The organism is Pseudomonas sp. S44, from assembly GCF_016624805.1.
GTDB lineage: Bacteria > Pseudomonadota > Gammaproteobacteria > Pseudomonadales > Pseudomonadaceae > Aquipseudomonas > Aquipseudomonas machongensis.
Window position 1 is genome coordinate 1 of sequence record NZ_JACVTY010000024.1, and the last position, 13,888, is coordinate 13,888.

Consider the following 13,888-nt stretch of genomic DNA (forward strand, 5'->3'; position numbering starts at 1 on the left):
CGACCTTGCCAAGGTCGGGGTCGCGAGTTCGAGTCTCGTTTCCCGCTCCAAATATCGATCTACAGAGTTCCATGGAAGTCTGTAGGTCCTTGAAAAAAGACGCTTCGGCGTCTTTTTTCGTTTCAGTCAAAGCCACTCCCATCCATGGGCATCCGGACTTTTTAGTCCAGAGATTAGCCATGAAATCCGGGTTTGCGCCGTCGCTGTTTGTCGATCTACACCATCAAGCGCCACTATCTGCTCGACATGCTTGCCAGAATCGAGCGGGGACGCGGCTATACCGTGCCTTGCTCAAGGCGCCCGAGCTGGAGAAGAGCCCGGCTTCGTCCCTCGATGAGTTACCTGGGCATTTCGCTGACTGTGTTAGCAGGCATTTCGGTGTTTGGGCTTTCGGGCGGGACCAGCAGGTCGATTGCCGAAAGCAGGGCATCGGGCTCGACGGTACCGCGCAAGGTCAGGATCCGCTGGCTGTGATTGTCGATCAGGCGCAGGGCAGGGGTGACATTCAATCCGTAGCGCTGCGCATCCCTTTGATGCGCCTGCACCACCTGAGCTATTTCCTGACCTTCAAGACAGGCCTGCAGGGCGGGGGAGTGCTTGGGGTACTTCGTGTCGCTGGGCAGTCCAAGGCCATTGCCCTGGGTGTGCAGGAATACCCACGGCACCTCGCCCCAGAACGCTTCGCGTCCTTCCAGCTGACCTGCGCACTCGGCTAGCGCGGCCTCGCGGCTGGCGGCAGGATCGTGCTGGGGTAGCGGCAGATGATGCCAGGCCAGGTTGACGTGATCGTTGGTGACGACCCAGCGCTGCAACTGGGGCAGGTACACCTGGCAATGTGGGCACTCCAGGTCGGCGTAGAGCGCCACGGTAAACCGGGCCTCGGGATTGCCGTAGATCCAGGGTGGGCCGTCGGGTTTGTCGATCATCTGTGCGTGAAACGGCTGCCAAAGCAGTACGACAAGGACGATCAGGGCACACCAGCCCAGTGCCCATTGGGTGTTGGTCTTGCTCATCCGTTTGAGCATGGTGCTTCTCCTGGCAGGCCAAGTGCAGGGGCCCGGTGCCACGGCCCTGGTCGGTTTGCTGGGCCATGCGTACAGCTGCGTCCGGTTCACTGAGCCTATGTTGCTGCATCAAGGTATGACTTGTGGCTTTTTCCTCGGGTTCCGTCATCTTAAGGGCGAGATACAGGCTCGGTGGCACGGCGCGGAACGGCAGCTCCATCGACTTGGACAGAATTAGCCCTTCGCAGTACTCGCCCGCCGCCTTGCGCACCGAGAGCATCAGCGCCCTCTGCGCCTGGGCGCTTGACGAAGTCGTCGAACCGAACGAGCGAGTTGCCTGCTTGGAAAGGCTACCAGGAGCTTACAACGAGTTTCTTACGTTGCCTTGGTTCTTGTCGCGGTCATCTTGCTTGTGTATGCGGGGGTGTTCAAACGCACCCGCGATAGGGCTTGAGCGCTGCATCACTTTGCGATGCCGTGCGGTGGAGGAATTCACCCAGCCAGAGCGCTGATGCTGCGTTTTGATAATGCTCTGTAGTAGACACGCTGACGTGAGGCCGCAACAGCGCCAGGCAGCTGTGGGCAGGGCCTTCATGCAGGGGCTGTAGCCACCCATGGCGAAGACCGAGGCGCTGGGCCTCGGTCCAGAGCGAGGGCGCTGTAGCGAAGGCCTTGGCCTCCCATATCAATGGGATGTTTGAGCGTTGCAGGTGATGTGCTCGCAAATCCAGTGCGGCCTGAATAATCGCATCCGCGCCTAATAACAAATTGCCTGCGCTGACCGCATGCGTGCAGCTTGCAAAGCTGAAACGGTAGTAGCGAAACCCTAGCTCGCCGACGAGCGTGGGCAGCGCCTCGAGTAGCGTCGGAAGGTGGCCCAGACGTCGCCAGTCCTCCGCTGTTCGGTTGAGCATCGAACCTCCTTGTGGTGTTGCTCCTGATTGACGCTACTGCAGGCAGCGGAAGGAAGCGCCGCCCGAATTCCGAGTGCATTTCTCAACTATAGAGTAGGAGATACACACGACGAAATAAACATCGCGTTTACTTCCATTTTTTCATTTTTTCTGATTGCTCGTTCTGTGCATAAACCAACGGCCTCTGAAGAGGCTGAAGGTGTCTAGGGAATCAGGGGTGATTCAATCCTGCTCGAGGGTCGAGGTTTCTACTTCGGTCTTTGGCTGACGCGTAGCGGTGCGTTTCTTTCTCTCCGGACGCTTGCCTGGGCGGGCGGCCCAGAGGTAAGCGTTCTCGCGCAACCGCTCCTGGATAGCCGGTGGATAGTCGTCAAGCGTGGTGAATGGCGGAACGGGCTTTCCGGGTAGTCCGGCTTCGCGAATGATCTTGGGCCAGCGCGGTTTCCAGCACAGCATGAGGCTCAGCCAGTGACCGGTTCCGATGATCAGGAAGGCGGGCGAGATCAAGACGAGGCCGATCTTGGTGATTCGAGAGGAGGTACGAAAGTAGCGGGTCAGCCCTTCGAATTGAGGTGTGAAGGCTTGCCAGGGCCAGGGAAAGTGCGAGGTGATGTGGGGACGCGGCAAACCCTCTGGCCCCTCATCCATGAAGCGGCGGATGAACTCCCATTCGGCTTGTAGTTCCGCGAAGTTGTTGGCGGCTTTGCCTACGTGGACGAGTTCAGGATGTAGAGCGCCGGCGTACGAGGGTGGCCATATAAGATCCAAAGGAAGGCCTAAGCTACCGGCAGCGGCGTATTTTTTATCCGAGCCACTGCACATGACGCCGTGCCAAGGGAGTGTGACGATACCGCCACAGTATGTTGGACGGTGCAGGTAGACTTGTTGGGTAGTGCGGTTGAAACGTATTAGTAAGTGGCGGGATGTGAACATCTCGAATCGCGTGAAGCGGAGCCCGAATTTTAAGTAAAGCCATAATGTACCTAAGCCCATGGTGAGGAAGAATGACGCCATGAGAAGCTGCTCGCCATAGGGCTCGCCATTATAGTTGAGTGCTAGGTTTAAAAGAAATTTTATGTCCTCTAAAACAATCGCTATATTTGCTAATGAGTAAGCTATAGCCGTAAGGGATAGTATGCTTATCAGTCCCCGTTTATCCTCCCACGTGCCGCAACGCATTTCCAATATGCGCTCATTGTAAATATAGACTGGCCCTCGACTTTTAGGTGTGTTGCAAGCTGACTTTTTCGCAAATTCAATCATCTCCTGCTCGTCGCTTTCATATATGATTTTCCGGTTCGCTTTCTTGTGCTGTTTTTCAAAAGCATCGCGCTCTTCTTTTGGATCAATGTAGGCAAGCCATGAGAGCCACTCAACAAAATACATTATATGACCTCGCTAATTGCGGTGAACAAAGACTCAAGTTCTTCTGCATCCTTTGGGTAGCCTTTGTTAGATAGTTGAAGGCGGAAACAGCATTTGCTGCACCATTTTTCTAGCGCGTTTTCATCGAAAATCAGTAAGGCGATACTGGTAGCGAGCACGATGGCACCTCCAATCCAGCTCAGACGACTAAGCCAAAGCATGGCAACTCTGTTCGCCGCCAAGTGTGCAGATAATCCTGACAAGATCGCGCTAATTGACGGGTGCCTACAGTGCGTGCGCTGACCGACAGCCAATGGAAAAGCGCACTAGCCCATGAAAACGCTATTCCTCCTCACCCCATGAACAGAGCGGGAAGGCCTCGAGCATCGCGGACACGGCGCGGGTGTGGCATTCAATCCGGCGGCCAGGCCAAACGCAGGGCCGTTTGGCCTGATATCCGCTCCGTACAGCTAGTCAACAAGCCAACCTGGATCCCCCTCGACCAACGTCCCGCCGTGACTAGTCGTGTCTCCCTCCCTGGCTGCCGGTTGGCCTTCGATGAGCGTGCAGTCAGCCCCGGTTTCGATCACAGCCCCGCAACTGATGCGGTCGCCCACGCGTGCGACGGCCCTGCCATCCACGAATGTTGCGCTTGCGCCGGTTTCTACCGTCCCTGCACCATGAAGTGGGCAGTCATGAGCGTGGCCGACGAGGACGATGGGTTTCATTTGCGCTTCCTTTTGTATGGCTGCGCAGGTGCTTCCTCGAACGCCTCTGGCGGTGGCGGCGCAGCCCGGACGTTGAACAGCCGGCAGACGCCATACCAGCAGATGGCGACTGTGAGGTTGTAAGGGAACAACACGGCCCAGAACGGCAGTTGCCAGTTTTTCTTGCCTTGGAGTTCACCGGGCTCCCCGGTTCGCCAGGGGGCGTAATGACGCCAGGCTTCTGCCGGGGTCAGGCAGATGGCGTGCAGTGGCCGGTGCCACCAGTTAGGTTCACCAGGTGGCGGTAGTTTGTCTGGGCCGTGGTCCATGAAATGGCGCAGGTATTCCCAGACTTCGGCGACGTGTCTGATGTCGGGTTCGGTGGGTTCATTGCTGTCGACCCACAGACAGTCCTTCTGGTGGAGGCTGCCGTCTGCACGGCGGGGGGCGAAGGCGAGTGCATAGCTGGTGGTGAAGGATGAGCCGCCGAACTCGGTGCGCTTCATAAGGCCACCTTCAGTGTTGCACCACTCGAAAACTAATATCTTGCTCAAGCGTCGATAGTGTATTTTTTGAGTTGTTCGGTTGAGGTAAAAATTGGATAGGCCTTTAATTAGGTATATTCGAAAAAAAATAAATGGTAGGAATACAAAGGGGGCAAGTGCTGTTCCGATTATCAATGGAGGATTAAGTGTGTGGGGGTTCCATGTTTCGATGGATAGAAGAATAGGATATAGACTGATTATGCTTGCGATGATGATTGCGCAGAATAGTTTTCCCATGAATACACAGTCTGCAACCCACGGGTTGCGCAGGCATAACGTGCTGTTTGACACGCTTGCGAACTGTCCGCGAATGGTGGGTTCGTATCCTGAATTTGAGTTGTATTTAAATGCCCATAGAGTTGTCATATCAGCGCTCAAGTCGGAAAATTTTATTGATCTCAGTGCCTTCGTATACTCCTTGATTGACGCGGTAGGTCAGGTGTAGCGAGGCATGATTCTGGGTAGAAAGAGTTTTTTTGAAATGCAATATAAAACCGGCGTCTATGATGTGGCAGGTGGGGTCGACTGGGAATACATACGTTTCTTCGCCCTCACCAAAGCTGTTTAAGCTCGCCGACCATTCACTGACACCTATTACGAAGCCCGGTAAAAATACTGTGAACTCCGCGGTTGGCTGCGGTGTTGTTACTTTATTTTGTGTGATCGCTGCCCAGTCAGGTGGCGTCCAATGACTGTTTTCATGCCACTTGCTGTCCATGTTATTTACGCCGAGCGATGTGGCCTGCTCAGATGAAAGAAGCTTGGGTGTATAATGCTCGTCGTACCAAGCTTTGATTTCTGTAAATATAGATTTAAATGCTGGCAGTTTTTTATTGTTATCTAAAATAATATCGGCATGAATTTCACCATCATTTATCCTGTTTCCGAACATGCTGCGTGCAGCCCATAGCTCAATGGGGCTATGTAAATGCTCCTGTGCTTTGGCATGGAGGTAGAGCCCCCCTCCGATTATCGCTGTTCCTAAAAGTACAAAAGCAGCAGTGATCCATCCTACATACGGGACTGACGACGCAACCATCGAAGCTGCAAGGCCTGCGTCAAGGATGACAGCAGCGCCGACAGCCATGCTTACTCCACCAGTGAATGAATACGCTGCGGCAGAAGAGTTTCCATTTTCGTTTTGCCGCCACGCCTTGGCGCTATCAGAGAAAAAGCCAAAACCTATTGCAGGATATCCTGCTAATCGCGCAAAGAGTTTGCTGCTCAAGAAACTTGTAATTCCGTTGCCAAATGCCATTCCCGGCGCTGTCGGACGCAATCTCATCATCACTGCCTTTTGGGTGGCCCGGACGCTAACCAACGTCGCTGCAGCCGCACCGATCACACCAAATATTGACGACGCAAACCCCAGTGTGTATTCCGGGGCAGAACTCTTCTGTAGGCTGTTATAAGCTGCTTTCAGTGAAATCACGTTGAACCACAGCATCCCCGCGTTCAAAGCTCCGCCACTACCCGATGTAAGCAACCCAATAAAGTTGGGTTTCATGTGCGCAGTGGTGGTCAACTCGATCGCTACCGTGCGGCTGCCCGAGATGCGAAGTTGCTTCATCTCTTCAACCTGGGCCATGCCCTTGTTCAAGTACTGTTCTACGGCTTGGCTGAACGGGTTATCCCGAATGGCCTGATCGGTGATCTGGTAGCGCGCCGCCAACAATCCCAATACCTTCTCGGCATTGGCCTCACGCGCTGCCGCCAGCACTTGCTGGCGCAGACCATGGCTGGTGTCCCAGCGGGTAGTGCCACGCAGCCGCTTGAGCACCACGGTGCTGACCGACTGTGCGGTGAGTTCGGTGATGCCGGCGCTTGCCGGGAAGCGGTCGGCCAATCCTTCGATTACGTTGTCGGCGGCGCCCAACAGGCCGCCGACCGCATCGGCTTTGTCCTTGAACGGGTTGAACGGTGCCAGGGCGGTGTACAGCGGGCTGTCGTGCTGATCGAGCCACTGCTCCAGGCGCCTGAACCGTGGGTCCTGATCTTCGCTCCCGGGGGTTGGCTGGCTCATGGGCAGAATCAGCAACGCCAGGATGATTTCCAGCCCGCGGGCGGAAGTGCGATCGTCGCGGTCATAGCAGGCCAGGGCGGCAGCCAGGCTATAAGGGTCATCGATGTGCTCGGCCTCTGCAGTGGCCAGCCAGGTGTCGTGATCATGGCTGGCTTGCAGTGCCAGGTCACGCAGGTGCGCCATGCGCTGATCAAGCGCATCGCGCTCGTCGAGGAACCGCAGGTATTTTTCAGTATCGATGCGCAGGCCCAGGCGTGCCCCGTTGGCGGAGTAATCTTCGTGGGTGAGGGCCAGGTAGCGTGCCGCGGCGGGTGAGTGGGCAGGGTTGTCGCGGGTTGGCTTCAACCTAAAACCGACCAACTGCGGCGAAGGCGCATCTGCCGGGTACAGGCTCTCCAACGTCTTGTTCAGCAGCATGGCCACCAAGTTGCGATGGTGAAAGTCGCGGCTCTGAGGGCTCACTTGCTCCACGTCCAGCTTGAAGCAGGACGGTAACCGCTGTTGCTCTGGGCTTTGCGCGGGTTGTGTGTGTTCCAGTTGCTCGGCAGGCATCAGGTCGCGCAGTTGGTGCTGGTACGCCGAAACCGACAGGCTCAGGTCCAGGGCCATGCCTTCGGCGTCAGCGAGTGCCACCACCACCGGTACTTTTGGCTGCGACCACGGATAATGCCGAGCCGCTGCGCTGAGCGTGCCGACCGGCAAGGTATCGGCGACTGGGTGGCTGCTCCAGGTCAGGGGCATGCGCCGATTGGCCTGTTTGAAGTCTTCGACCCAGTTCTGCAATGCGCTGAGGGGCAATATATGGGGCTGGGAGGAGGGGGCCTGATTGCCGGCCACCAGCTCGGCCATGTCCAGCAGGCGCATGTGCCGTTTACGCAGGGCGGGCGAAGCGCTGATGCGGGCGGTGGTAGCGTTGGTCCACAAGTGGGGGCTGTAACCGATCCACACTTCCCTGGCTGACTCCTGGCAGGTATCTGCCCAAACCCAAGCCATGGTTTTGCCGGAACGATAGCGGTTGCGGCGGTGGTATTTCTCTAATCCCTGGTAGCCCAACTCTTTGTAATTCCCTTCTCCGTCGTATTCATGAATGACAAGCTTTTCGCCCAGAGAGCCTTTCATGAACACGTAGACGTATCCTGGGCGCAGGGCCCGCAGCGTATAGGCGCAATGCCGTAGCGGGGGCAGGCCCTGCTCCAGCTTGAAGCCTGCATCGGTATACAGGTAGGCAGGAGTGTCGGCGGCACGGGGCACGATCGCGTAGCGCACCGGCAGGATTGGAACGCGCGGGCTGCAGGCGGGGCCGGCAGTGGCACTGCTAACCGAAGCGTCAGTCATGAAGGGGCTCCTTGCTGTCAATCAGCGCTTGCAGTTGCCGAAGGCGCCCTTGGGGCGATTCTTCGAGGTTGGTGTAGATCTCCCCGGCCTGGTCATCGCTGATGATGGACATGTGTTTGGCCGTCATCCGGATGAACTGGCCGGCAACGTCCTCGTCACGAAAATTGAGCGCTTTGAGTTGCGGGAGCAGGGTTTCTATCCAGCGGCGGATTTCGGGCAAGGTACGTGTCGTGTAGGTCGGCATGGCCAATACCTCGTGTGCCAATGAGAGGACGAAGTGCTCGTGCAGGCCTGCCTGCAGCCGCTCCAGTTCATGTGCGCCAAGGGTCAATGCCGGGTCGGATATCGAGCGTGCAGCCGTCGGTCGGCGTTCGAGCGCCTGCCACTGGTGGGCGGGGCCCCAGTTGGTTCGCCATGCCAGCCGAGAGATGGGCCCCAGCCAGAGCTCGCGGTTGCGTTCATCCAGCGCACCCAGCCAGGCTGAGAGATGATCGGGTTTGAGATGAAACAGGGCGGCGCCCTGGTCCGGGAGCGTGACTTGCACAAGGCTGGTGAGGTGGCCAATCAGCACTTCGAGGTCAACTTCAGCGTCCAGCGCGATGGCACCGCCGATGGGCATCCAGGTCTCCATGGCATAGGTGCGGAGCTCAGGTGCTTTTGAGGTGTTTACCAGCAGAGGGCCGAAATCGTGCTGGTTATCCAGCGCGCTGCGCTTCCATGGCCATGCGTGCGGGGTATTTCGGCTGATGTTATGGATGAGGTCGAGTACCGAAGGGGCATAGGCGGGCATCCATTCGCCTTCCTGGGGAATGGGGCGATACGCCCAGTCTTCGAGTGTACTGGTCATGAGCAGCAAAAATTGGCAGTCGCAGGCGACATTGCCGTTGCCGTGTGGCTGCAGAAGCGCGGTGCTCATTGGCTTGGCCTTTTGATGCAGCGGCAATCGGGCAAGGGGCACGTGCCATCTGCGCGGCGTCCGCATAGGCGCTCGAGCGGTTTGCCGCTGACGAAGTCGCTGGCGATGGAGAAGGGATTTGTGTTGCCGCCTGGCGATTTGATTAGTTGTCCGTTGATATGGATGGTCGAGCCGTCCAGGGTGATGCCTGTCTCGTCAATTCGGATGGAGCCACCAGGCCCTTGAATGAGCACAGTTTCCGTTGAACGCAGATCGTAGCGACGGGTGCGTCTGCGGATTTCAAGACTGGCCTCCAGCTCGGCGTGCCCTTCAACTTGCTGCTCCAGGTTGCCGCCGATGCGGGTGTGATGATTGGCAGTGATCTGTTGGTGGCAATGATTACCGATGGTTTCAACACGGTCCTTGGCAACGGTGATTGTCTGGTTACGACCGACTTTCAGAAAAGCGTCATTGCCAATTGTGGCTCGCTCGTCGTTACCGACGGTCTTGTCGCGATGGTTGCCGATCAGGATGGACTCGTCGTTTTCGACCTGCTCCTTGCGGTCGTTGCCAATCTGTGTCGTCTCATCGTGCTTGACCACATTGTTCTGATCCCGCTCGGCATGAATAAACACCTCCTGCCGCCCCAACTCATCCTCGAAGCGCAGCTCGTTGAAACCATCCCCCTTGTGGGTCTGGCTCTTGATAGTCATGCGGGTCTTGTTGTCGGGCAGGTCGTACGGTGGCAGTTGATCGCCACAGTAAGTGCGCCCGGTAATCATGGGTTGGTCGGGGTCACCGTTGACGTACTGGATGATCACATCCTGGCCGATTCGCGGAATGGCCATCGAGCCCCAACTACCGCCGGCCCAGCCTTGGGAGACGCGTACCCAGCAGGAACTGAACTCGTTACTCTCGCTCTCGCGATCCCAAGGGAAACTGACCTTGACCCGCCCCCACTCATCGCAATAGATCTCTTCGCCCTTCGGCCCGACCACGGTAGCCATATGCGGGCCGTCGATTCGCGGTTTTGCCAGAGGGGCAGGGCGCCATTCGGTGCGGCCGGGGATCAGCACGGCGGTCTGCTCGTACCGTGTGCTTTGATTGATACTGGTGGCCTCTTCCTGCAGGCTGGTGAGCTGGGTGCCTCCGTGAATGACCGTATTCACTCGCCAGTGCGCATTGAGGTCGGCTCGTGGGTGTCCGGTCAGCGTGAAGCTCAAGCCCGGTTGCAGGCGTACGTCATCACCTTCGACTTGCGCCAGTCGGACATCGTGACGCAGGGCCGTGATGCGGTTTTCAGTGAACGGTTTACCTACGACATCGCGCTTGTAGCGGCCTGGATAGTCGAAGTACTCGTACTCGCTGGACTGATGCTCCAGGAAGGGGCCAGAGGCGCGGTGTTCCTGGCGGTAGGCCGGGTTGGTGAAGGTGTAGTCGCGTTGCACCTGGCGTGCCGTGCGCACCTGTTCGCTGTAGTTCAAACGGCGCAGACAGGGAATTGGCTGGTCGCCACCGCTGCTGGATTGATAGAGGACGGTGTTGGGATCTACCGGCTCATCGTCTTCGTAGAAACCTTCGTCTTCATCCTCGGCCTTGATGGCGCCATGACTGATCAACCCCAGCGATTGCAGCCGATCAGTGATGATCAGCTTGTGCAGCTTTTCACTGTGGGCGAAGCGATAGACGAAGCCTTCTTCAGCAGCAAGGCGAGCGATGAACGCCAGGTCTGTTTCGCCGGCCTGAACGCAGAATTCGCGGACCTGGTGGTCCATGCTGCTGCGCAGTTCGTACTGGGCGATGCCCTGACGCTTGAGCATCAGTTCAAGAATTTGCGGCACGGTCTTTTGTTGGAAGATACGCCAGTTCGAACGCAAGTCGGCGCGGGCCAGTTGTGGCTCGACCAGCGCGTGATAGTAAGTGCGGTAGAAGCCGCTTTCAGCTTGGCTGAAACGGCTGACCAGGCCGTGCACGTAGCGCACGGGACGTTCGCCATTCCAGATGGTGAACAGCACCGGCTTGTCGAGCAACTGGCCGAAGTCAATGTCGTTTTCGTAGCTGATCAGCTGAAGTTCGAGCGTGAACGGCTGGCTGATACCTTCCTTGAGTGTGAACGAAACCACTTCGAATTCTGCTTTGCCCACGAGTGGCTGGAAGCTGTAACGCAAGTCAGATTGGCTAGGCATAGAAAATCCTTGTCCGCCGTCTGAATGAACGCAAAGCCCGGACAGGCATCACCTGCCCGGAGCATTCGCATGGATCAGGCGGCAGGCGCACGCCAGTCATCAGAGCCTTCGGTATTGGCCACATCGTGTGACCAGGTGATTTTCCGGTAGGCCAGCGCAACCTCGATCAGCTGCGTATAGTTTTCGTTCTCCTTGTCCTGGGCGTGCGGGAGCTCCGTGTTGATACTGACGATGGTCGCGTCTTCGAGTTTGGTGGTGAAGAAGTGCTCCTGTTTGCCCTCCACCGAGGTGCGATACCAGTTGATCTCAACGGTGGTCAGCATCTCACCGGTGGCCAGCGCCTGATACATCAGCGGCGTGGCCTTGTTCAGCGCGCTGGTGAAAATCAGCGGCTTGTGTACTCGTTGCCCGCTGGGTTGGCCGCTCTGGGGATCGGTAGGCGTGGTTACCTCGTGCTTGATTTCCTGCACCAGAATTTCATCTTCATGGCCTTGCTGGAAAACGTTGCCGACTGAATCAGCGGTGAATGCGCCAGCGGTGATGTTGCCTTGGGTTTTACCAATGATCTTGATGTAAGCGGGTGTTGGCATGGCAGTATCTCCTGCATCCATGTGGATAAAGCACGCGCACCTAGGTGGCGTGGCCATCGGGTACGATGGGCTTGTCAACGAGGCAGATGCCTCGTCAATTCGTTGAATTCCGTTGCCACGGGTGTCGGCGATCTACTGCTGCAAGATGCCGTTGAGCGACGCCAGCACCTCGGTGGTAATCAGGTGCAGGCGGTAGCTGTAGATGCCGTAGGCCACCGCCATGACTGCGGCGCAAATCACCAACGGGCTCCACCACGGCCATTGCCGGTTCATGCGGAAATTTCGCGGGGCGACGTTGGTGTAGGGATCACTGATCGATTCCGGTACGGGGCCGCGCAGCTCGCGGATGATTCCGTGAAGCTGGTGAATGAGCCCGTTGAGCGATTCTTCGCCTTTGGGCGCGACGGCGTACTTGCCTTTCAGGCCCAGGGACAGCGCGAAGTACATGAACTCCAGTGCGTCCTGATAACGCTTGGGTTCCTGCATAAGGCGCGAGAGCACGGTGAAGAACTTTTCCCCACCCCAGGTTTCGTCGTGGAAGATGCTGAGCAGGGGTTCCTGGCTCCAGCAGCTGGCTTTGCCCCAAGGCCGCTCCATGACCGCTTCATCGATGTAAAGGCACAGCCCGTAGGAGTACGCGAGCAACTGGGCATGCTCGTAGCCGTGCTGACGCATCTCTTCCCTGATGTTGTCGATCTGGTTGCGTACCTGTTGATGCACTTCCTTGATGTTGGGCAATGAATCCAGCGTGCGCAGGCGCATCACCAGGCCGAACAGGGGGGCGGCGGCATCCAGCATCAAGTTTGAGAAGCCGCCCCGCAGTTGGAAGTCAGGGTCGGCGAGGTAGCCTTGAAAAGCAGGTTGTGCCTGCGCATGCGTGGCGGTGTCGGCGGAGGATTTTTTAGCTTCCTTACCTGCCGTGGCTATCGTGTCGAAGAGGCCCCCGTTGCCATCCTGACTGTCGTGAATAGCATCCTTCATCTCATTCACTCCTGATTGCCCAGAACTGCAGTTCAAGCCCTGGGAACTCGCCGGCGACATGAATGCCGAAGCCACTGGACGTCTTCATGCCAGCCCAGGATGGGGCTCGACGGTCCAGTTCGAAGTAGGTGAACCCTGCGTGGAAGGGCAGGTCTCGGGGCGCCACGGGCAGCGGCACCAGTGGAATACCCGGAAGTTGCAATGGCACAGCTTCGTTCAACGATTCCAGCGAGACGACTTTGGCCTTCTGCACGAACATCTGGCGCAACGTGTGCGGTGGCAGATTGGCGCGTACCGCCAGGATGAAGTCGGCCTGGTCGATCAGGCGTCGGTCTTCCAGGGTGGTCGTCATCACGCCGTACTCCAGCATTTGCAATGGCAACGAGACGGCTCGGGGTTGCAGCACCGTGCTCAGTGCCCGGCGCAGGGTGTCTTCCAGCGGTTTGAACGACGTGCGCAGCGCGGTGTGGTGATAGGCGGGGTACTCCTGTGGCAGCCGCGTCTCGTCGGTGAAGGTGACGAACTCGCCACAGGCCTGGCTCATGCACAGGTACAACTGCTCGGGATGGGTCTGGCCTTGCCTGGCCAGATGCTGGAAGCACGGCCACCAGCGGTTCATGGCCTGCAGCAGGTTGAAGTCGCGGATGTCGGCGATGCCCGACTGCCCAGAGGCACCGATGCGGGCGGCCAAGTTGCGTGCGCGTTCGCGCAGGGTGTTGGTGATCTCTTCAAGGAAGCGCTGCAGCGCCGGTACGGCGCGCACCGAAACGCTGGTGGGGTAGAACCCTTCGTCCAGTTGCAGGCTGCCATCGGGGCGCCGTTCCAGAATACGAGTAACGGCCAGGCGGGTGTAGGCGCTGCTGTCTTCGGCCTTGCGCTTGAGCTGCAGGTTGGGTACTGCCAGGTCGACCTGTACCAGGTCACCGTCTGCGCTGTGGGTGTCCTTGATTTCCTCGGCCTGGGCGCTGTAACGGAAGTTGGCGGCGTTGTCGGGCCAACTCACCTCCCGGCCGCCTTCGGTGCGCAGTGGCAGGCACAGGTAGATCTCGCTGTCTTTCGTCCCGTCGTCCTCGATCTCCAGTGGTGGAGGTGGCGGCAGGTCGGCGGGGATATCGAACACTGTGCCATCTGGCATGATGCCTCGCGCACGGGTGATGGCGATCTTGCCCAGGCTCAAGTACTCGTCGTTCAACTGCAGTTCGCTGAACCCATAGAACGCCGCATTGAGGCTGCCCAGGCGTTGGTGCAGGGCTGCTTCGCTGGCTCGGGCCGCCTGTTGAAAATGCTGCGGTTTGACGAACAGGCCTTCAGGCCAGAGGACGGGGTTGCGTGAACTCATGAGC

Annotated in this window: 11 protein-coding genes and 1 pseudogene; all 12 read right to left on the minus strand. The window is 57.9% G+C overall.

Going from position 1 to position 13,888, the window contains the following annotated elements:
• Positions 1-338: 338 nt before the first annotated feature.
• On the minus strand, positions 339-1,025 hold the full coding sequence (locus IAE40_RS17725) for a DsbA family protein (RefSeq protein ID WP_200603611.1): 687 nt from the start codon (positions 1,023-1,025) through the stop codon (positions 339-341).
• Between the two features lie 19 nt (positions 1,026-1,044).
• Positions 1,045-1,299: pseudogene (locus IAE40_RS25765) on the minus strand (hypothetical protein); the annotation flags it as partial.
• Positions 1,300-1,432: 133 nt separating this feature from the next.
• On the minus strand, positions 1,433-1,918 hold the full coding sequence (locus IAE40_RS17730) for an autoinducer binding domain-containing protein (RefSeq protein WP_197891432.1): 486 nt from the start codon (positions 1,916-1,918) through the stop codon (positions 1,433-1,435).
• A gap of 222 nt (positions 1,919-2,140) precedes the next feature.
• Entirely contained in the window at positions 2,141-3,304 is a 1,164-nt protein-coding gene (locus IAE40_RS17735; protein ID WP_234465182.1) for a DUF6708 domain-containing protein, read from the minus strand.
• A gap of 449 nt (positions 3,305-3,753) precedes the next feature.
• Positions 3,754-4,011, minus strand: coding sequence for a PAAR domain-containing protein (locus tag IAE40_RS17740; protein WP_197891434.1), 258 nt, complete (start codon positions 4,009-4,011; stop codon positions 3,754-3,756).
• Entirely contained in the window at positions 4,008-4,901 is an 894-nt protein-coding gene (locus IAE40_RS17745; RefSeq protein ID WP_200603612.1) for a hypothetical protein, read from the minus strand. The genes IAE40_RS17740 and IAE40_RS17745 overlap by 4 nt, the downstream gene beginning before the upstream one ends.
• 1 nt (position 4,902) lies before the next feature.
• The gene (locus IAE40_RS17750; protein WP_200603613.1) at positions 4,903-7,893 is read right to left on the minus strand and encodes a T6SS effector BTH_I2691 family protein; all 2,991 of its coding nucleotides are present in this window, start codon (positions 7,891-7,893) and stop codon (positions 4,903-4,905) included.
• The gene (locus IAE40_RS17755; RefSeq protein ID WP_232233456.1) at positions 7,886-8,809 is read right to left on the minus strand and encodes a DUF4123 domain-containing protein; all 924 of its coding nucleotides are present in this window, start codon (positions 8,807-8,809) and stop codon (positions 7,886-7,888) included. Before IAE40_RS17755 ends, IAE40_RS17750 begins: the two co-directional genes overlap by 8 nt.
• Positions 8,806-10,974: a type VI secretion system Vgr family protein gene (locus tag IAE40_RS17760; protein WP_200603614.1), complete on the minus strand. Its 2,169-nt coding sequence runs from the start codon at positions 10,972-10,974 to the stop codon at positions 8,806-8,808. Before IAE40_RS17760 ends, IAE40_RS17755 begins: the two co-directional genes overlap by 4 nt.
• A gap of 74 nt (positions 10,975-11,048) precedes the next feature.
• Positions 11,049-11,564 (minus strand): Hcp family type VI secretion system effector, encoded by a 516-nt coding sequence (locus IAE40_RS17765; protein ID WP_153773047.1) that lies wholly within the window; start codon positions 11,562-11,564, stop codon positions 11,049-11,051.
• Between the two features lie 132 nt (positions 11,565-11,696).
• On the minus strand, positions 11,697-12,545 hold the full coding sequence (icmH, locus tag IAE40_RS17770; RefSeq protein ID WP_197891441.1) for a type IVB secretion system protein IcmH/DotU: 849 nt from the start codon (positions 12,543-12,545) through the stop codon (positions 11,697-11,699).
• A gap of 1 nt (position 12,546) precedes the next feature.
• Positions 12,547-13,884 (minus strand): type VI secretion system baseplate subunit TssK, encoded by a 1,338-nt coding sequence (gene tssK, locus IAE40_RS17775; RefSeq protein ID WP_200603615.1) that lies wholly within the window; start codon positions 13,882-13,884, stop codon positions 12,547-12,549.
• Between the last annotated feature and the right edge of the window lie 4 nt (positions 13,885-13,888).